Genomic DNA, 20732 nt, shown 5'->3' on the forward strand with positions numbered 1-20732 from the left:
GCACCTACTTTTCACCGATCAGATTATGAATTTTCCCCAATGCTTCTTTTTGGTATTCTATAAGTTCAGTAATTCCTTTATCTGCAAGGTTAAGCATTGTCTGTAATTGACTGTATGAGAAAGTTGCTTCTTCGCCTGTACCTTGCAATTCGACAAATTCTTTCCCGCCAGTCATGATGACGTTCATATCCACGTGGGCTTTAGAATCCTCTTCATAACAAAGGTCTAAGATTTCCCCGTTCTCTGGTACCACCCCTACAGATGTTGCAGCCAAAAATTCCTTTATCGGCAATTTTTTGATGACATCTTGCTCAATGAGTCTGTTGAAAGCCAATGCCATAGCAACAAATGCACCAGTTATACTTGCGGTACGGGTGCCTCCATCTGCTTGTATGACATCGCAATCGATCCAGCATGTGCGTTCTCCGAATTTATCCAGCTCTACAACCGACCGGAGTGCACGACCAATCAACCGTTGAATCTCCATTGTTCGTCCGGATACTTTCCCTTTACTCGACTCACGGATGTTCCGTTGCTCTGTAGCACGTGGAAGCATAGAATACTCTGCTGCAATCCAACCTTTCCCTTGATTTCTCATGAAGGGTGGAACACGATCTTCAATACTGGCTGTACAAATAACTTTTGTATCCCCCACTGAGATCAATACAGAGCCTTCCGGGTGTTTAATGTAATTCGTTTCGATATGTATTTTTCTTAATTGATCCTTCAACCTACCATCTGTTCTCATATGAAATTCCTCCTCTGTAACTTACACTATTGATTAGTATGACCAACACAATCTATAAAGTATCCCGGTGATCCTTTGTGTTCGGCAAAAGAAAAAGGCGGCTGTTAACCGCCTGACTCTATTATCGTAACACATTTACCTTTTCTATTCATTTTAAAATTCTACAGTATTCACATTCACTGGTCTAGAAACAGGCTCAGTCAGTAATTTCCCATCTTGGCTGACGACTTCATTCGTGCCATTCACTTTGATTTGTACCTTTTCGATACCTGTAAGCTCAGTCAATGATAAGACCAGTGAGTTCAGGACAGCGTCAGATATAGCTGTATTTTTCTGTTCACCGAGGATCGCCTCATTGAAGTCTAATGTTACGACTCCCCCCTCTTCAACTGGGGCACTTACAAGTTCAGCTTCGTTTCTCATATCGGTCAGCAGGCCGGATTGAATGGATGGGCCGTTCAGCAATTCATCAACAGTGGCTTTCACCAAATTTTCATTGGAATTCACCTTTCTTGTGACAGGAACATAGTAGAATTCATCATCACCATTTTGACCGATAAAGTAAACCGTAACGGTCTTGCTTCCTGTTACATCGACGACCCCATTGGTTTCAATATTGATTCCATCTGCCCGAGTCATGTTTTCACCGATTGGAGTCTGGTTGACCGGCATGACTTTCTGGTCTTCTCCGTTAATCTTGATCTTGACTGCGTGCACATTATCGAATTGTGTAAGCGTGTAGGTCAAAGATTGCAAAATGCGAAGTTCATCTTCAGCTGCATACTCTTTAAACTCCTTAGAAAAGTCGACCGTTGCCGTCCCCTGGTCTATGTTCATGCCTAAGACTTCGGTTCCTGCAGGTAAAACGGCTCGCATACCATTTGGAATATAATTGGACGCTTTTCCATCATTCACTAAGTACTCGACAACCTGCTTTGCTGGATCTTCCGCACTCGGCATTTTCATCGTTTGTGGAACGACCAGCCCATTTTCATCAATTAAGTATACTTGTAATTGGTGCGATTCAGTAGCACCTGCTGGGGCATCCTTCCCATCTGCCAAAGCATCTTTGTCTTCACCAGTCTCCTCCAGAGACTCGCCATCATCCAGAAAGTTGACTTCTTGGGGTGGATCGATTTCGTTATTTGTTTTTTCTGTTAACAAGCCACACCCAGACATAAGCAGTAATAGACCTGTTAAAAGAGAAACAAAGATTATTTTCCTCTGCTTCTTCCTCATTCCATTCCCTCCTACAATGGTTTGTACTACTATATATACGAGCTATCCGTCCAATTAGACCATCGTTCTATAATTTTAAGGAAATGGAAGGAAGGGATCTGATTGTCTATTTTCTTGACCTTTGCGCGGACTAATGAAAAGTGGCGACCCGCCTAGTTACGCAGGTCACTGGAAGACTGACGAGGAGGCTCGAACCAAACAAAGTTCGGTTCTGCGTGGACTCTCACATAAGATGTAAATCAATGTGTCGACCGCCGCAGGAAGTCTGAAGTGATCCAAGTGACTGGTCGCTGAGCTGGATCACTTTCATAGGATCTCGCTTTTACCGCAGGAGTGTCGCGAATTTCACTAAAAACAATTTTCTCTATAAAAATATCCGATAAAAGGACTCAAAAAGAAAAACGGCACAATGAATGCTGTGCCGCCTCATAATTCGATATGCTCAATATGTTTTACACTTTGGTCAAACCATTCATTGCTCAGACGATTGAAGATCTGACTGGAACCTGTAGTGAAAAAACGATGTTCAGGTGTTCGGCTGCCTGTGTATAGACGATTACTATAATATAGGAGTGTACTTACTTCCCTCGCTGTTTCAGCTCCAGATGAAATGATCCGGACATTACTTCCCATCACTTTGTCAATGACAGGCGCCAGAATCGGATAATGTGTACAGCCGAGAATCAACGTATCGATCGGAAAATCACTCAAAGGGGCTAGCCTTTCATAGACCACTTGCAATGTTTCGTGGCTGTCGATCATTCCACTTTCAACTAGGGGCACGAATTCAGGGCACGCAAGACCATGGACATTGACCTCGCTATCAATATTTCGTAATGCCTTTACATAAGCCCGGCTATTGATAGTTCCTTCTGTCCCGATTACACCTATTTCTCGGTTCAAGGTGTTCTTTATTGCCGCTCTAGCCCCTGGATGAATGACACCTACCACAGGAATCGGAAGTTTTTCCTGAGCCTCCTCCAATACTGCAGCAGTAGCTGTATTACAGGCGATCACAAGCAGCTTGATATTTTTCTCTAAAAAGTAATGGATCATTCTCCAAGTGTACGTTCGGACTTCCTCTATGGGTCTTGGACCATATGGACAACGCAGAGTATCGCCTAAATAATAAATTTTTTCTTTAGGAAGCTGCCTCATGACTTCCCGAGCTACAGTCATCCCCCCAACACCAGAATCAATAATTCCTATAGGACTATTCAAAAAATCCCCTCAATTTCTCTGTTAAGTCTAGTTGGTAGTATGTGAATTCATTTTGTCATAAAGGAGATGCAAGCTTTGGTGAAGATTTTCAATTTCTTCATCGGAAAATTGCTCAGTCAAATCCTTAAGATAATTCTGTCTCCGTTTAATAACCTCTTCTATTATTTCGTAGCCCTTATCAAGTTTCTGAATACGGACCACACGACGATCTTTCGGATCCCGTATTCTTTTTACGAGTCCGTTGTTTTCCATACGGTCGATCAAGTCCGTAGTCGTGCTGTATGCAAGGTACATTTTGTTTGAAAGATCCCCGATCGTCATTTCATTTTGTTCAAATAACCATTGCAATGCCACAAATTGCGGCGGTGTAATAGAGAAATCATTCAAGATTTCCCTACCCTTCTGTTTTATATGTGCTGAAATCATTCTTAGTGCTTTTTCCATCTCATTGATTTTTTCTTGTTTAGCTAGCTCCAACTATGTAACCTCCTGAACAAACTGTTATTTTCTATTTTGCGGTCTTTAGTGGTTTTTTTCAACTACAATTCCTGTTAATGTGCAATATTTCGTCATTAAAGGTAAGAATAAGACTGCATTTTTCCTCTTAAAATGATACAAAATCCTGAATCCCCTTAAACAATAGGTTTTAACGTATATAAAATCTTGGCAAAGATCTGAAAATCAAAAACTATTTTTAAAATACGGTTATCCATAAAAGAAATGACCCTAAAGGATACTCCTCATGGGTCATCTGTTTACTTTACTTTAGGAAATGTTGTTGGACATATTGCTTTACTGCTTCATCTGTATCGAGTTGCAGGAGATCTCCCATATGAGTCTCAGTTTCCCCTTTACTCAATCTTCGAATCTGGTTTCGAGCAGGTAGAATCGATGTTGCGCTCATGCTGAATTCATCCAATCCTAATCCAAGCAGGATAGGGATAGCGATTTCATCACCAGCCATTTCGCCACACATGCCAGCCCATTTGCCTTCTTTATGAGCTGCATCGATCACATTCTTCACCAATCTTAAAATAGCAGGGTTATATGGTTGGTAAAGATAGGATACCTGCTCATTCATACGGTCAGCTGCCATCGTATACTGAATCAGGTCGTTTGTACCGATGCTGAAGAAATCCACCTCTTTCGCAAAAAGGTCTGCCATTACTGCAGTGGATGGGATTTCCACCATCATTCCGATTTCAATTGAATCTGATACGTCAACTCCACCTTGCTCAAGTTTTTCCTTTTCTTCTAAAAGAATCGCTTTCGCTTGACGGAATTCATCCAGTGTGGCAATCATCGGGAACATCACTTTCAAATTACCAAAAGCACTTGCGCGTAACAATGCCTTAAGTTGTGTCCTGAAAATCGATTGTTGATCGAGACAAAGCCGGATGGCCCGGTAGCCTAAGAATGGATTCAACTCCTTCGGAAGGTTCAAGTATGGTAATTCTTTGTCTCCTCCTACATCCAATGTACGGATGACGACAGGTTTACCTTCCATTTTAGAGAGAACTTCTTTATACGCTTCGAACTGTTCCTCTTCAGTCGGCAATTGATCCCGATTCATATATAGGAATTCCGTCCGGTATAACCCGATTCCTTCTGCCCCGTTGTTTAATACGCCTGGGAGATCTTTTGGAGTACCGATATTTGCAGCAAGCTCAACATGTTTATCATCTGCCGATTTTGTCGATTCATCGACTAGCTTCGCCCATTCATTCTTCTGCTCTTCGTAGCGTACTCGCTTTTGCTCATACGATGCCTTTTCATCTTCTGTTGGATCGATGATTACAACGCCATCTATACCATCGATGATAACAGTCGTTCCATTTTCAACTGATCCAGTGATTTCCTTTGTACCAACTACAGATGGGATTTCCATTGAGCGAGCCATGATTGCTGAATGGGATGTTCTTCCTCCAATATCAGTGGCGAAACCTTTTACAAATGTTCTGTTCAATTGGGCTGTGTCAGAAGGAGTCAAGTCATCAGCAATAATAATCACTTCTTCAGTAATCATACTTGGCGTATTGAATTCAACATTCATCAAATGAGCCAGCACCCTTTTTCGAACATCACGGATGTCTGCTGCTCTTTCCTTCATATATTCATTGTCCATATTTTCGAACATAGAGATGAACATACCTGAAACTTCATCCAAAGCACTTTCTGCATTGGTCTTATCCTCATTGATCTTGCTCGTTACGTTATCGATCAATTCTGGGTCTTGCAGAACAAGAAGATGGGCAGCAAATATTGCTGCCTTGTCTTCTCCTAGCTCTTTTTCTGCATGGTCTTTGATAACTTCGAGTTCAGTTTTCGATTGGCTGATCGCTTCTTTAAATCGCTCTACTTCTTGCTCCGGATTATTTATCGTTGTTTTTACTATTTCAAGAGCAGGATTTTCAAGCTTGAATACTTTTGCGATGGCGATTCCTGCAGAAGCTCCAATTCCTGTGATGCGCTGGCTCATTACTCAGCAAGCCCTTCTTGTTTTAATACATCTGTCAAAGCAGAAAGTGCCTCGTCCGCATCGTTTCCGTTTGCCTTAATTGTAATTTCAGAACCTTGTTGAATTCCTAAAGACATGACACCCATGATCGATTTCAAGTTTACTGTTTTCCCTTTGTGCTCAAGCTCAATGTCAGAACTGAATTTCCCAGCCTTATTTACTAATGTGGTCGCAGGTCGTGCATGTATTCCTGATTCACTCGTTACTGTAAAAGTTTTCTCTGCCATTTTCCATCTTCCTTCCTATTTTTCGATTGAGATAATGTCTTCTTCTTTGTGATCAACTGAACCAGACTTCTTTATTCTCACTTTTTCTCCTTCTTGGAGGTTTGTAAACACTATTGGAGTAATGATCGAGGCTGCATGTTTGGAAATGTAATCAAGGTCTGCCTTCATCAATGTTTGACCTTTTTTTACTTCGTCCCCTTGCTCAACCATTATTTCGAAACCTTTCCCTTTCAAGTTGACGGTATCAATTCCAAAATGGATCAATATTTCGCGGCCGCCAGCAGTTTCTAATCCGATAGCATGCTTTGTCGGAAATACATTGACCACTTTACCATCGACCGGTGAAACAACGGTTCCCTCCACTGGTTTAATTGCAAAGCCGTCACCCATCATCTTGCCAGAGAAGACTTGGTCTGGAACTTCTGTTATTTCAAGAATCTTTCCTTTGATTGGTGATACAATCGTTTCTTTGTCCACCTCAACTTGGTTTTTCAAAGCACCAGGAGTCACATCTTCTATTTGTTCTTGAACTTCCTCGCCGGTATCTGTTTCGACTTTCCGAGGACGCTTCCCTTTCATGATGTCTTGCATCTGAGATTTAATGGAATCAGACTTTGGTCCAAAGATCGCTTGAATGTTATTCCCTACTTCAAGCACACCTGAAGCACCTAATTTCTTCAATCTTGATTTGTCCACCTTTTTCACATCATTTACAGATACTCTGAGACGGGTGATACATGCATCTAAATGGGAGATGTTATCCTGTCCACCAAGTCCTTCTAGTATGTTGTACGGCAACTCGGAAGTGCTCGATTGTGTCGTATCTTCATCATCTTCAGCGATGTCTTCCCGTCCTGGTGTCATTAGGTTGAATTTACGGATCGCAAAGCGGAATCCGAAATAATAGATCAACGCAAAAACTAGTCCTACTGGAATGACAAGCCACCAGTTTGTTTGAGGGTTGATGACGCCAAACAGGATGTAGTCGATCAGTCCTCCTGAGAAAGTCATACCGATTTTAACATCCAGCAAATGCATTGTCATGAATGATAATCCGGCAAAAATCGTATGGATTCCAAACAATATAGGAGCTACGAATAAGAATGAGAACTCAATAGGTTCAGTTATACCAGTCAAGAACGATGTCAGTGCTGCTGAAGCCATTATACCAGCAACAACTTTTTTTCGCTCAGGTCGTGCTTCATGATAGATGGCGAGTGCTGCTGCAGGAAGTCCGAACATCATGAATGGAAACTTACCAGTCATAAATGTCCCGGCAGTCAAGTTTTGTACACCATCCTTGATCTGTTCAAAGAAAATACGCTGGTCTCCACGTACGAGAGTACCTGCTTCATTGGTATAAGAACCGAATTCGAACCAGAATGGAGCATAAAAGATATGGTGGAGTCCAAACGGGATCAACGCACGTTCAATGACACCGAATACAAACGCAGATAACGTCAGGTTCGCATGCACCATGTTTTCAGAGAATGCGTTCAAACCATTCTGTACCGGAGGCCAGATGAATGTCAGGATGACACCGAGGATGACTGCACTCGCTGCTGTTGCAATCGGTACGAATCGTTTCCCAGCAAAGAATCCTAAGTACGATGGTAAATCAATGTTATAAAATTTATTGTACATGTACGCAGCAACTATACCGAGTATGATCCCTCCAAACACACCTGTTTGTAAAGTAGGGATCCCCAATACGAGCGCAAATGCCGGGTCAGCATTTTTACCAATTACATCTGCAATCTCAAGTCCTTGGATGACGCTCATCGTAGCATTCATGATCAAGAACCCGACAGTCGCTGCAAGACCAGCAACACCATCACCGCCCGCTAAACCTATGGCTACCCCCACAGCAAAGAGCAATGCTAGATTATCAAAAATAATCCCCCCGGCTCTTTCCATGACTGATGCAATCATTTCAACCACTCCATTATCCAGGAAAGGTGTCATTTCCAATAATGTAGGGTTTTGCAATGCATTACCAAACGCAAGTAAAAGACCTGCAGCTGGTAAAATTGCAACCGGTAGCATCAATGCCTTACCGACTTTTTGTAAAGTGCCAAAAGCCTTTTGCATTTTCTAAACCTCCATTGTTATTGTAGTCCGCAATAGCTTAAGAATACGGTTACATGAAAGAAAAAAAGACATGAGTAAACAAGACCAAAATGCACCTAAGGTATATACTACCCCTATTTTGAGCATTTCAATAATCTTCTTTACTCATGCCTGATCGTATCAGTAACACGTAAAGTGTAGCTTTTCTTATTCTATTGAGGTGAAAGCCTTTGCAAATGCATAGTCAAGTATACCGCTTCTGCATCAGAAACATGTTTGCCTACCTTTTGCTGCATGACTTTCATCAGCTTCCATGCAAGATTGTAGCATACTGGATATTCTTCTTTCAACACTTTTGCAAGTTTATCTTGATTACCAACTTGTTCCTCTCTTTCGATTCTGTCGATGCCATGCCGCAAATGCTGAACGAGTCTTAAATAATCCATACTTGAACGATCAATCGAAATATCCAAGTGCTGTTCAATAAGCTGGATCAGTGAATTGATCAATTGAGAGTTACGATTCAACTTAGAGATCGAACGATTGGTCGCTGCACTGTGAAGATGGAGAGCTATGAATCCAATCTCACCTTCCGGAAGATGAACACCGGTTTCTTCCTCAATCAACTTAACGACTTCTTCTGCTACTGTATATTCTTTCGGATAAAGAAGTTCCGTTTCTTTTGAAAAAGGGTTCGTAATATCGATACCTTGCTGGATTCGTTTAAGGGCAAAAGCAATATGATCGGTCAATGCGATATGGATATGCTCGTTGAACTTCACTCCTAATTGATTCTCACTATAAAAGATCACTTCATTCATGACAAGTATAAAGGATTCGTCGACTTGTGAGAGCAATTGCTTGTATTGTTGTTGTTCCTCCATATCATGCAATATATAGAGCTTGTCTACACTTGGACCATCAAGGATATCATTGCTTTTTTTCGAGAATCCGATACCCTTGCCAATCAACACGACTTCCTGAAGAGCGGGATCACGTGCAATGATAACGTTGTTGTTCAATACTTTTAAAATGGTATACTTCCTATCCATGCACTGCCATCCCCTTTCACCTGTCCGTCATGTTTCCAAACGACAACATCATACCTGATCATACAATTACCGTCAATATTCATTATAACAGTCTGACAGTAATGTTCTAGTTATAGTCCGTAACTTGAAACATTAAAGTTTAACTAAGCAAAGAAAAAAGCGGCTTTCATTGTTGAAAGCCGCAAACCTCTAAATTTCCAACTCGCCAAGCCGCAATAGCTCGACGACAGCCTGGGAGCGCCCCTTGACACCTAGTTTTTGCATCGTATTGGAAATGTGATTCCGAACAGTTTTTTCACTTATAAAAAGTTGTTCGGCAATCTCCCTGGTCGTCTTGTCTTGAACAAGAAGTTCGAATACTTCTCTCTCCCTTTTTGTAAGTAGAGGCTTCGGTCGGTAGTGTTTATCTTTCAATGAATTTCACCCCTCCTTGCATGGGCTAACGAGCTGCGGTTCATGCAGAAAAGATATTTAGTCAACATATCATATGAAGGGATGAAATCGGTCGTGACTTGACACAATGAAAATAATTGAGAAAACGTGATTTACCTCTTCATTCTCTCCATGCGTTCGATCATATCGCCTGTCCATTTTTCAGGAACGCCTTTATGTTTATCGATATGGACGATACGCCCCCTGCCTACAAGAGAGGACTCACCTTCCGAGTTCTCTGCCAGATAGTGCAGATCGACCGACGTTTTTCCGATATGGGCGATTTTTACATAGATTTTCAACGTTTCATCAAAATAGATTTGTTTCAGATAATTGCATTGAAGGTCCGCTACCACTGGAATCGTTTTGCTGCCTGCCTTGTTCCACTCTTCCATGAACCCTAACTCTTTGAACAACTGTATACGCGCATCTTCAAAATAGACAAATGGAATCGTATTATTCAAATGGTTAAATGGATCAACTTCAGAAAATCGGACATCTACCGTGGTATAAAAGTGAAAACCTGTTCTCCAGCTCTTCCAGTCTTGTATGTAATCTATCCCTTTCATGGTCCCCTCCGGATCAATGTATTCCCAAAAATGAATGATTATTCATTTTTGGCGGCAAATGAGGACTGACACTTTTTAGGCCAGTCCTCAGAAGATCATTAGCTATTATTGTGCATCCGATCCGAAGAAATTCCGGAAAGATTGCAATGATGTATCACGGTTGAGCGCAGCAATCGATGTCGTCAATGGAATCCCTTTCGGACATGATTGGACACAGTTTTGGGAATTTCCGCAAGAAGCAAGTCCACCGTCTCCCATAAGTGAAGTCAAACGTTCGGCTTTGTTCATTTCTCCAGTTGGGTGTGCGTTGAACAAACGAACTTGCGAGAGTGCAGCTGGACCGATAAAGTCAGAATTATCATTGACGTTCGGGCATGCCTCTAAACAGACCCCACATGTCATACATTTAGATAATTCATAAGCCCATTGTCGCTTGCTTTCTGGCATACGAGGTCCAGGACCGAGATCGTATGTGCCATCGATTGGAATCCATGCCTTAACCTTTTTCAAAGCATCGAACATACGGCTGCGATCGACTTGTAAATCACGTACGACCGGGAATGTCGCCATCGGCTCTAGTCGGATCGGTTGTTCAAGCTGATCAACCAACGCCGTACAAGATTGACGGGGCTTTCCATTGATCAACATCGAGCAAGCTCCGCATACCTCTTCAAGGCAATTCATTTCCCATGCGACTGGGGTAGTTGCCTCGCCTTTACTATTTACAGGATTTCGACGGATTTCCATCAAAGCCGAAATCACATTCATATTCGGACGGTAAGGGATCTCGAATTTTTCATCATAAGCTGCAGAATCGGGGTCATCTTGACGTTTGATAATAAATTGGATCACTTTATTTTCTTCAGCCATGACAATTATTTCTCTCCCTTCTTCTTAGAATAGTCACGCTTACGTGGTTTGATGAGAGAAGTATCGACAGGTTCATATTCTAAGTCTGGGCCGTTCTTCTCTGGATTGAAAATCGCTATAGTGGTCTTCAACCATTCTTCATCGTTACGATCCGGGAAGTCCGGCTTGAAGTGTGCACCGCGGCTTTCGTTACGATTCAGTGCACCAAGTGTGATGACACGTGCCAATTGTAACATATGCCACAGTTGTCGCGTGAACGACACACCCTGGTTGCTCCATTTTGATGTATCGTTGATGTTGATGTTCTTATAACGTTCCATCAACTCTACTATCTTGTCATCTGTTTCTTTCAACTTATCGTTGTGACGGACAACCGTCACGTTATCTGTCATCCACTCACCTAACTCTTTATGAAGCTGATAGGCATTTTCGGTACCATCCATCTTCATGATTTGAGCTAAGTGATCTTCTTCTTTTTTCACTTGACGTTCATAAATGTCCTCAGGAATATCCTCGATTGTTTTTTCGAGGCCGCTGACATATTCTGCTGCCTTAGGACCAGCTACCATACCACCGAAGATGGAAGATAACAACGAGTTCGCCCCTAAGCGGTTTGCCCCATGTTGGGAATAATCACATTCACCGGCAGCAAAAAGGCCAGGAATGTTCGTCATTTGATCATAATCAACCCACATACCACCCATTGAATAGTGGACAGCAGGGAAGATCTTCATTGGTACCTTACGAGGATCATCACCCATGAACTTTTCATAAATTTCAATGATACCACCTAGCTTGATATCAAGTTCTTTCGGATCCTTATGTGATAGATCAAGATAAACCATATTTTCCCCGTTGATACCGAGCTTTTGCCTTACACAGACGTCAAAGATTTCACGTGTTGCGATATCACGCGGAACGAGGTTTCCATAAGCCGGATACTTCTCCTCAAGAAAATACCACGGTTTACCGTCTTTATATGTCCATACACGTCCACCTTCTCCACGAGCAGATTCACTCATGAGCCGGAGCTTATCGTCTCCTGGAATGGCGGTTGGATGGATTTGGATGAACTCTCCATTAGCATAGTGGACACCTTGTTGATAAAGGGCAGAAGCTGCTGAACCTGTATTGATGACAGAGTTCGTGGATTTACCGAATATGACACCAGGACCACCAGTAGCCATGATGACTGCATCAGCTTTGAAACTCTTGATTTCAGATGTCTTCAAATATTGGGCTACGATACCGCGGCATACATTGTCCCCGTCAAGTACAGCTGATTGGAAATCCCAGCCTTCATATTTTGTAACAAGTCCTTGCACTTCATAACGACGGACCTGCTCATCCAGAGCATAAAGTAATTGTTGGCCTGTTGTAGCCCCGGCAAATGCTGTACGATGGTGCTGTGTTCCGCCAAATCGACGGAAATCCAATAATCCTTCGGGTGTACGGTTGAACATGACACCCATACGATCTAATAGATGTATGATTCCAGGTGCGGCATCACACATTGCTTTAACAGGAGGTTGGTTTGCAAGAAAGTCCCCACCATATACTGTGTCGTCAAAATGTTCCCAAGGAGAGTCTCCCTCACCTTTTGTGTTAACTGCTCCGTTTATTCCGCCTTGTGCACAAACGGAGTGAGAACGTTTTACAGGCACGAGTGAGAACAAGTCAACATGTGTTCCTGCTTCAGCGGATTTGATGGCAGCCATCAAGCCGGCCAGTCCTCCGCCTACAATTATGATATTTCCTTTGCTCATCGTGACTCACTCCTTATAAAATTGGTAGGTTTGTTGCAAAAGCAAACCATTCAGGATTTACAAATGCAAAAATAGCTCTCATTCCAACGATTGAAACTGCGAAGAAGACTCCTATCGTTACAAACGTTGCGATTCTCTGAGAGCGTGGTGATTGAACAATTCCCCACGTTACTAGGAATGACCATAATCCGTTCGAAAAATGGAAGATAGTAGAGAGTACGCCAACAACATAGAATCCAATCATGAAAGGATTATCTAAAATCTCTTCCATCATGGTGAAGTTGACTTTCGCCCCGAATGCGGCTTGTACACGTGTTTCCCATACGTGCCATGAAATGAAGATAAGTGTAATGATCCCAGTTACACGTTGCAATAGAAACATCCAGTTACGGAAATAACCGTAACGGCTTACATTGTTGCGAGCTTGGAACGTTATGTACAATCCGAAAACAGCATGAAAAATGATCGGTAAAAAGATGATGAAAATTTCAAGGAAATAGCGGTATGGAAGTGTCTCCATAAAATGTGCTGCAGCATCGAATGATTCACGACCTCTGGTCGCAAAATGGTTTACTGTCAAGTGCTGGATCAGATATAAACCAATTGGTATAACACCAAGTAACGAATGTAATCTTCTTAAAGCAAAATCTCTTGTGTCTGCCATGTCTGTGCTCCCTTCTAAATAAGTGTTGCCGCTGCAAAATACAACATGTGAAAAGCCGATCATACGTTCAGAATACTGTTAATCGAAGACAAGCTCCGACAAGAATTGATAACATGTCTATTGTACTCCCATCATTTAGGACCGTCAAGAAAACGAATACATTGGATTTCAGAAATTTCTTGAAGGCGAAAACCCTTTCAATCCTTGAAGAATCGGGATTATTTCTCTTTATGTAAAGCCTTACCTTTCTTTTGATCCTTTAATGTGTCACAGAAAGTTTAACCTTTGTCAATCACCTTAAAGATAGTATAATGAAATAATGATGAGTGAAGGAAAGGGGAAAGCATATGAAAAAAGACAATGATGTCCTTCCGCAACCGACGAATGAAAAAGAGGGTTATTTGTTCGGCTACGAATTAATGAGGGATGTTTTATTGCCTGAGCTGTTAGGTAAAGAAGATCATAGTCTTCTCTATTGGGCAGGCAGGACCCTTGCGCGTAAATACCCTATGGATACATCAGAGGAACTGATACAATTCTTTGCTGCTGCCAACTTCGGAGAGTTGCGTCTTAAAGAAGAAACCTCTAAGACGATAACCTTCGAGTTGACTTCCGATCGGATTTCTGACTTGCTGAGGAAAAGAAGGCACGAGGGATTTCAATTGGAAGCAGGTTTCCTGGCTGAGCAAATCCAAAGGAAAAAAGAGAGAATCACTGAATCGTTTGAAGAAATCAAGCGGGGCAAGGAAGACAAGATTATTTTCACCGTCCAATGGGATCGGAAAGATGAAATATCGGACTCGACCAGTGTCTGAAGTTGATTGGGTTTACATATGAGAGGCTCCAAAGAATTCAATTTCTTTAGGAGCTTCTTTTATTAAGCTTGAGCTTATCTACTAAATAAAGGGCATGAAGAGTAATATCTACCACACATACTTTAAGTGAAAGTAAAAAACGCAGGTGATTCCTTTCTTATAGGAAATCGCCTGCGCTTCCGTCTACCCAAGTTCATTCAGATTCAGTCTCTTCCTCTTCCTTTTCCTGGTCTGTAAAATAAGAGACAATACTTTCTGCAACTGATGTAGGGATCTTCGCGTCTCGTAAATCATCAACGGACGCCTGCTTGATTTTTTTAAAAGAACCGAAGTGACGCAGCAAAGCTTTACGGCGTTTTTCACCGACTCCAGGGATCTTATCAAGGCTTGATTGCACCATTCCCTTTTCACGGATTTTACGATGAAAGGTAATCGCAAAACGATGTACCTCATCTTGGATTCGTTGCAGCAGGTAGAATTCCTGACTGTTCCTTGCAAGGGGGATGGTTTCAGGTGGATCGCCCATCATCAATTGGGCTGTATTATGCTTTTCATCTTTTACCAGCCCACATACTGGGATGGATAAACCCAGCTCATTTTCGAGAACGTCGATGGCTGCACTGATCTGGCCTTTTCCTCCATCAATGATGATCAGATCAGGAAGCGGCAGGTCTTCTTTCAAAACACGTGAATACCTTCTTCGTGTAACTTCCTTCATTGATGCATAATCATCCGGGCCTTCTACAGTTTTGATTTTATACTTCCTATATTGCTTTTTGTTCGGTTTCCCGTCCGTAAACACGACCATGGCAGAAACAGGATTGGTTCCTTGGATATTTGAGTTATCGAAGGCTTCAATTAAATGGGGGGTTGCAATTCCCAGCTTTTCCCCTAGCCCCTCAACCGCATTGATCGTCCGGGCCTCATCTCTCTGGATGAGCTCGAACTTTTCACTTAAAGCGATCTCGGCATTTTTCGTTGCAAGATTAACGAGGTCTTTCTTTTTTCCTCGTTGGGGTTGGGATACTGGAATTTCAAGCAGTTCCTCCAACAGATGATGCTCAACATGTTTTGGTACGAAAATTTCTTTTGGCATGATATGGTGCTTTTGCAAATAAAACTGTCCGACAAAAGAGAGAAATTCTTCCTCAGGATCACCGTAAACAGGGAAAAGTGAAACATCACGTTCAATCAGCTTTCCCTGGCGGACAAAGAATACTTGGATACACATCCAGCCTTTATCCACATGATATCCGAAAACATCCCGGTCCTTCTGGTCGGTATGAACCATCTTTTGTTGCTCCATGACCGACTCGATATGCCTGATTTGATCTCTAAGTTCCTTGGCCCGTTCAAATTCAAGCTTTTCAGCAGCCTCTTCCATTTTCCGTTGCAGGTCGCGCTTGACTTCTTTATGGCCGCCGTTAAGAAAACGGTAAATCCCTTCGACCATCTCCTGGTTCTGCTCTTTCGTGACCTCATGGACACATGGAGCAAGACATTGCCCCATATGATAATAGAGACAAACCCGATCAGGAAGCGTTTTGCATTTTCTCAATGGATAGATCCGATCGAGTAGCTTTTTTGTCTCGTTGGCGGCATACACATTCGGATATGGACCGAAATATCTTCCAGTTCCTTTGTTCACTTTTCGGGTCGTGATCAATCTAGGATGTTTCTCATTCGTGACCTTGATATATGGATAGCTTTTATCATCCTTCAACATTACATTGTAGCGGGGGTCATGCTTTTTAATCAGATTCATCTCCAGGACAAGGGCTTCTAGATCTGAGGTCGTGACGATATATTCAAAATCCTGTATTTCCAGGACGAGCCGTTGTGTCTTCCCGTCATGTGATCCGGAAAAATAGGAGCGGACTCGATTCCGTAGATTTTTGGCTTTTCCAATATATATGATCGTGCCGTTCCGATCCTTCATCAAATAACACCCAGGCTGGTCTGGAAGGACGGAAAGCTTTTGCTTCAACCGTTGATTCATCTTTCAACCTCCTTAAGGAGTGGCATTGCTTTATTATATGGTCTTGTCATACCCAACTGCTTATTGGAAGATTCACTTCCTTTCTACAGACATAAGAAAAGCGGAAGCGACCCGCCTAGTCACGTAGGTCACTGGAAATTGCCGAGGAGGCTTAAACCAAACAAAGTTCGGTTCGTTCGGGCTCCCACATAAGATGTAAATCAATGTGTCGAGCGCCACAGGAAGTCTGAAGTGATCCAAGTAACTGGTTTCTGAGCTGGACATCACTTCTCCGCATCTAAACTGTGGGGTCTAGCCTGGCTAACTTCCCCATAGGAATATCGCGAGTTCTGCTTAAAGAAATTCAAGCAAAACCTTATATGTATTAATCCCGAATCTAACCATTGATTTGATTGTATCATTCTCGAACATTATATGGAAAAAGATAACCTTCAAACACGAAAAAGAGGCTGGTCCTTGGAAGGAAACAGCCCCATTTGGTTGGTTGTATGGATTATTGATGTTTGTTGATCAAGTCGACTAGTGCTTCTTTCGGTTGGAAACCGACAACTTGATCAACTACTTCACCATTTTTGAAAAGCATCAGGGTCGGAATGCTCATTACGCCGAACTTCCCTGCAGTTTCCTGGTTTTCATCTACATCAAGTTTTACGATTTTAACACTATCGCTCATTTCACTATCAATCTCTTCCAATACTGGTGCAATCATTTTACAAGGTCCGCACCATGGGGCCCAAAAGTCAGCTAATACAAGGCCATCACTTGTTTCTGAAGTGAAATTTTGGTCTGTTGCTTTCACGATTGCCATATTAATGCCTCCTCATCATTTCGCTACAATGCAAAGTATATCACCTTACAAAAAAACTTCCCAATAATTTGTTTTCACTTGTAGCATACCCGATTCTTCCTAACTCAGACACCCTTTTCATTAGGTTGTATCCGTGGAGCAAAGAAAAAGAATCGACTCATCTATGTCTGTTACTCCATCCTATACATTATAAGAAACGTTGTGAGGAGTAAAAGAGCTATATTTGAGCCGATCTCGTGAACCACCATTGTGATCCCAATTCTTCATTGAACCAAACTGGATTAGACAAGTACCTTCTTGAATTCTTCTGTCAGCTTCGGTACGACTTCAAAGAGATCCCCTACGATACCATAGTCAGCTATATTGAAGATGTTCGCTTCAGGGTCTTTATTGATCGCTACGATGATTTTCGAGTTGGACATACCAGCCAAATGCTGGATGGCTCCTGAAATACCACAAGCGATATAAAGGTCCGGAGTCACGACTTTACCTGTCTGGCCGATCTGTAAGCCATAGTCACAATATTCCGCGTCACAAGCACCGCGGGATGCACCGACAGCCGCTCCGAGAACTTCTGCAAGTTCTTCCAACGGTCCGAATCCCTCTGCAGATTTTACACCGCGTCCGCCTGCAACAATGATTTTCGCTTCTGAAAGATCGACACCATCCGTCGTCTTCCGAACGATCTCTTTAACAATCGTACGGAGATCCTTGATTGAGACGTCTATATTCGTTACATCGCCTGAACGGCTTTCATCTTTCTCAAGAGCTGCAATGTTGTTTGGACGAATCGTCACAAAGGAAATCCCATCTGTGATGATTTTCTTTTCGAACGCTTTCCCAGAGTAGATTGGACGGGTATAGATCAGGTTTCCCCCGGTATTTTCAATGCCAGTGACATCTGAAACCAGCCCGGACCCAAGTTTGGCTGCAAGACGCGGGGAGAGGTCTTTCCCCATTGCTGTATGGCCGAAAACGATTCCTTCTGGATCTTCCTGATCGATCACTTGCAACAGTGCTTGTGCATATCCATCTGTTGTATACGTTTTTAATTTTTCGTCTTCAATAACCAATACACGATCTGCTCCATAATGGATCAAATTATCCGCTAACCCGCTCACAGATTCACCGCATAGGACACTGACGATTTCTCCGCCTTCAGCGATTTCTTTTGCTGCAGCAACCGCTTCATAGGATACATTGCGTAGTTCTCCGTCTCTGACTTCTCCTAATACTAATACTTTTTTAGCCATGGTTCCTCTCCCCTTCTATATCACTTTTGCTTCTGAACGTAACAATGACACTAGTTCTTTTACTTGATCATCAAGTTCCCCTTCAAGGACTTTACCTGCTTGCTTTTCAGGCGGCAAGTATACTTCTAGTGTTCTTGTCTTTCCTTCCACTTCGTCCTCATCAAGGTCGAGATCATCAATTTCCAGCTCTTCAAGCGGCTTCTTCTTTGCTTTCATGATCCCTGGAAGTGATGGATAACGGGGCTCGTTCAAACCTTGCTGTGCAGTAACAAGTACTGGTAAAGAAGTTTCGATCACTTCTACGTCCCCTTCTACATCCCTTTCGATCTTAACATTCGTACCATCAATTTCCAGTTTTGTGATCGTCGTTACATGGGGAATATCCAGTAATTCTGCGAGACGCGGACCGACTTGTCCTGATGCTCCGTCTATCGCCACGTTTCCGCCAATGATGATATCTACTTCCTTATCTTCGAAGTATGCAGCAAGGATTTTTGCAGTTGAGAATTGGTCTCCATCCTCCACATCTTCGTCATCGATCAATACTGATTTATCAGCCCCCATCGCAAGTGCAGTACGAAGCTGTTTATCACTTTCCTCTTCACCGACAGTAACGACAGTCACTTCTCCGCCATGCTCATCACGTAATTTGATAGCTTCTTCTACGGCATATTCATCATAAGGATTGATAATGAATTCCACACCATCTTCACTGATTTTGCCGTTTTCGATTACAATCTTCTCTTCCGTATCGAATGTACGTTTTAGAATCACATAAATGTTCATTATTCTTCCCCTCCAGTATTAACGGTCTTTAAATTCTGGTTTTCGTTTTTCTATGAAAGCTTGGATCCCTTCTTGTCCATCATGCGAGGAAAAGGCTCTACCGAAAAATTCAGCTTCCTTTTCAGCTCCTGCTTCATATTTACCTTTTCTAGCATAGTCCACCAGTTTCAAAGCAAAGTCCACTGCGACAGCACTTTTAGCTGCTGCTTTACCTGCCAGTCCATAAACCTTATCCAGTAGTTCATCCTCTGAAACGACGTGATTGGCTAAACCTGAACGATGGGCTTCAGTACCGGTAATCGGCTCACTGGTCAAAAGCATTTCTGTCGCTTTAGCTGCACCGACATACCGCGGAAGACGTTGAGAGCCGGCAAACCCTGGTACTAAACCAAGCTGCAGTTCAGGCAAGCCTAGTTTGGCATTTTCCGTTACAATCCGCATATGGCAAGACATTGCGAGTTCAAGTCCCCCACCAAGTGCCGCACCGTGTACTGCAGCAATGACAGGTTTTGAGAATTGTTCGATCCGATCAAACACCTTTTGTCCGAAAGCTCCGAGTTCCGAGAATCCATCCGCATCTTTGACGGTTGTAAATTCTTTTATATCTGCACCCGCAGAGAAGAATCTTCCTTCTCCCCGAATGACAATCGCTTTTACCTCTGAATCATTCTCCAATTCATCAAATACCGAGTTCAGTTCTTTGATCATCGGGGAACAGAGAGCGTTTGCAGGTGCATGCTGCAGTAGGATCGTGCATATGTTGTGTTCTTTTGAATAGGATAAGTACTCCAAAATCTCTCCTCCTCTAACTTGGTCTATAACGGAAGCCATTAATCAGTAAATCGTGGACCGGTTTTGCAAGCGCTATCAAATCAAAACGATGATCATTCATCACCCAGCTCGTAGTCGTCTCGTCTATCGTGCCGAAAATCATTTGACGGACGATACGGATATCAAGGTCCGGTTGGAAAACCTTTTGATCGATGCCTTCAAGGATGATCGAGTCGACCAATTCCAAATACCGCTTCAGCACTTCCCCGATCTTCGCCCGTAATTCCCGATTCGTCTGACGGAGCTCCAGCTGGGTGACGATTGCAAGTCCATGGTCCACTGATAGCTGTTTGAAGTGCATTTCAATCAAAGTTAACAGCTTATCTTCAACAGATTTCTGATGTTCGATTTCATCTATTGTCGTGTCGATAAAACGTCCCATCTTTTCGCGGAACAAAGAGATGAGGAGATCCTCCTTGTTTTTGAAATAGAGATAGATCGTTCCATCAGCTACACCAGCTTCGCGTGCAATTTTTGAAATTTGTGATTGGTGATAGCCATGTTTTGCTATGACCGTTACAGCTGCATCGATTATTTTTTCATATTTGGGTCCTTTACGTTTTACGGTCATTTGTTTTACCTCCACAGTAAAGAAAACTTGGCTAGATCAAGCCTTTGGCGTAGGATGAGCCTTAGTTATCCTTATATTGAAGAAAGGATACATACTTTCTTCAAGTGACAAAAAATGAATGAACATTCACTCGGGTTAATTGTACTGTAATTGAAGGTGAAAAGTCAACGAATCTTTCGTATTTTTCAGAATTTTTCGCACCCTGTTTCAAGTATACAACCAACTGTTTGACATGGCAAAAGTTATAGGTCCTTTTTTATATTTAGTCAATTTTATAAGACTACCGATGAATT

The 20732-nt window shown here is 42.4% G+C and carries 20 protein-coding genes; 1 reads left to right on the forward strand and 19 read right to left on the reverse strand.

Going from position 1 to position 20732, the window contains the following annotated elements; all coding sequences use genetic code 11:
• Positions 1 to 4: 4 nt before the first annotated feature.
• The 13 genes from rph to L1611_RS03015 form a co-directional block, all read right to left on the reverse strand.
• Positions 5 to 748 carry a ribonuclease PH gene (gene rph / locus L1611_RS02955; protein ID WP_236311579.1) on the reverse strand — a complete coding sequence of 248 codons (744 nt, stop codon included), beginning with the start codon at positions 746 to 748 and terminating at the stop codon, positions 5 to 7.
• A 153-nt stretch (positions 749 to 901) separates the two neighbouring features.
• Positions 902 to 1987: a GerMN domain-containing protein gene (locus L1611_RS02960; RefSeq protein WP_236311580.1), complete on the reverse strand. Its 1086-nt coding sequence runs from the start codon at positions 1985 to 1987 to the stop codon at positions 902 to 904.
• 426 nt (positions 1988 to 2413) lie between these two features.
• Positions 2414 to 3208, reverse strand: coding sequence for a glutamate racemase (gene racE, locus L1611_RS02965; protein WP_265738333.1), 795 nt, complete (start codon positions 3206 to 3208; stop codon positions 2414 to 2416).
• Between the two features lie 27 nt (positions 3209 to 3235).
• Complete coding sequence (locus L1611_RS02970) at positions 3236 to 3652, reverse strand: MarR family winged helix-turn-helix transcriptional regulator (RefSeq protein WP_236312023.1); 417 nt, start codon at positions 3650 to 3652, stop codon at positions 3236 to 3238.
• Between the two features lie 316 nt (positions 3653 to 3968).
• Entirely contained in the window at positions 3969 to 5687 is a 1719-nt protein-coding gene (ptsP, locus tag L1611_RS02975) for a phosphoenolpyruvate--protein phosphotransferase (RefSeq protein WP_236311581.1), read from the reverse strand.
• The gene (locus L1611_RS02980; RefSeq protein WP_225064145.1) at positions 5687 to 5953 is read right to left on the reverse strand and encodes a phosphocarrier protein HPr; all 267 of its coding nucleotides are present in this window, start codon (positions 5951 to 5953) and stop codon (positions 5687 to 5689) included. Before L1611_RS02980 ends, ptsP begins: the two co-directional genes overlap by 1 nt.
• Positions 5954 to 5968: 15 nt before the next feature.
• Positions 5969 to 8044, reverse strand: a complete 2076-nt coding sequence (ptsG, locus tag L1611_RS02985; protein WP_236311582.1) for a glucose-specific PTS transporter subunit IIBC — start codon at positions 8042 to 8044, stop codon at positions 5969 to 5971.
• Positions 8045 to 8235: 191 nt separating this feature from the next.
• Positions 8236 to 9075 (reverse strand): glucose PTS transporter transcription antiterminator GlcT, encoded by an 840-nt coding sequence (gene glcT / locus L1611_RS02990; RefSeq protein ID WP_236311584.1) that lies wholly within the window; start codon positions 9073 to 9075, stop codon positions 8236 to 8238.
• Positions 9076 to 9264: 189 nt separating this feature from the next.
• A complete protein-coding gene (locus L1611_RS02995) occupies positions 9265 to 9489 on the reverse strand; it encodes a helix-turn-helix domain-containing protein (protein ID WP_221566329.1) in 225 nt (74 codons plus the stop codon).
• Between the two features lie 131 nt (positions 9490 to 9620).
• The gene (locus tag L1611_RS03000) at positions 9621 to 10076 is read right to left on the reverse strand and encodes an acyl-CoA thioesterase (protein ID WP_265738334.1); all 456 of its coding nucleotides are present in this window, start codon (positions 10074 to 10076) and stop codon (positions 9621 to 9623) included.
• A gap of 105 nt (positions 10077 to 10181) precedes the next feature.
• Entirely contained in the window at positions 10182 to 10946 is a 765-nt protein-coding gene (gene sdhB / locus L1611_RS03005) for a succinate dehydrogenase iron-sulfur subunit (RefSeq protein WP_225064148.1), read from the reverse strand.
• A 5-nt stretch (positions 10947 to 10951) separates the two neighbouring features.
• Positions 10952 to 12712, reverse strand: a complete 1761-nt coding sequence (sdhA, locus tag L1611_RS03010; protein WP_236311586.1) for a succinate dehydrogenase flavoprotein subunit — start codon at positions 12710 to 12712, stop codon at positions 10952 to 10954.
• A gap of 13 nt (positions 12713 to 12725) precedes the next feature.
• Positions 12726 to 13376, reverse strand: coding sequence for a succinate dehydrogenase cytochrome b558 subunit (locus tag L1611_RS03015; protein ID WP_236311587.1), 651 nt, complete (start codon positions 13374 to 13376; stop codon positions 12726 to 12728).
• Positions 13377 to 13723: 347 nt separating this feature from the next.
• Between L1611_RS03015 and L1611_RS03020 the strand changes: the two genes are divergently transcribed.
• On the forward strand, positions 13724 to 14191 hold the full coding sequence (locus tag L1611_RS03020) for a YslB family protein (RefSeq protein ID WP_236311588.1): 468 nt from the start codon (positions 13724 to 13726) through the stop codon (positions 14189 to 14191).
• Positions 14192 to 14384: 193 nt separating this feature from the next.
• Here L1611_RS03020 and uvrC read toward each other — a convergent pair whose 3' ends face one another.
• The 6 genes from uvrC to fadR all read right to left on the reverse strand — a co-directional run bounded on the left by uvrC (position 14385) and on the right by fadR (position 20439).
• On the reverse strand, positions 14385 to 16190 hold the full coding sequence (uvrC, locus tag L1611_RS03025) for an excinuclease ABC subunit UvrC (protein WP_236311589.1): 1806 nt from the start codon (positions 16188 to 16190) through the stop codon (positions 14385 to 14387).
• Between the two features lie 493 nt (positions 16191 to 16683).
• Complete coding sequence (trxA, locus tag L1611_RS03030) at positions 16684 to 16998, reverse strand: thioredoxin (RefSeq protein WP_225064153.1); 315 nt, start codon at positions 16996 to 16998, stop codon at positions 16684 to 16686.
• A 281-nt stretch (positions 16999 to 17279) separates the two neighbouring features.
• A complete protein-coding gene (locus L1611_RS03035) occupies positions 17280 to 18251 on the reverse strand; it encodes an electron transfer flavoprotein subunit alpha/FixB family protein (protein ID WP_236311590.1) in 972 nt (323 codons plus the stop codon).
• A gap of 15 nt (positions 18252 to 18266) precedes the next feature.
• Positions 18267 to 19037 carry an electron transfer flavoprotein subunit beta/FixA family protein gene (locus L1611_RS03040; RefSeq protein ID WP_236311591.1) on the reverse strand — a complete coding sequence of 257 codons (771 nt, stop codon included), beginning with the start codon at positions 19035 to 19037 and terminating at the stop codon, positions 18267 to 18269.
• 18 nt (positions 19038 to 19055) lie between these two features.
• Positions 19056 to 19829, reverse strand: a complete 774-nt coding sequence (locus L1611_RS03045) for an enoyl-CoA hydratase (protein WP_236311592.1) — start codon at positions 19827 to 19829, stop codon at positions 19056 to 19058.
• Positions 19830 to 19842: 13 nt separating this feature from the next.
• Positions 19843 to 20439, reverse strand: a complete 597-nt coding sequence (fadR, locus tag L1611_RS03050) for a fatty acid metabolism transcriptional regulator FadR (RefSeq protein ID WP_236311594.1) — start codon at positions 20437 to 20439, stop codon at positions 19843 to 19845.
• Positions 20440 to 20732: the final 293 nt, after the last annotated feature.

This window comes from Pseudalkalibacillus salsuginis, assembly GCF_021646685.1.
Classification (GTDB): Bacteria; Bacillota; Bacilli; order Bacillales; family Fictibacillaceae; genus Pseudalkalibacillus; species Pseudalkalibacillus salsuginis.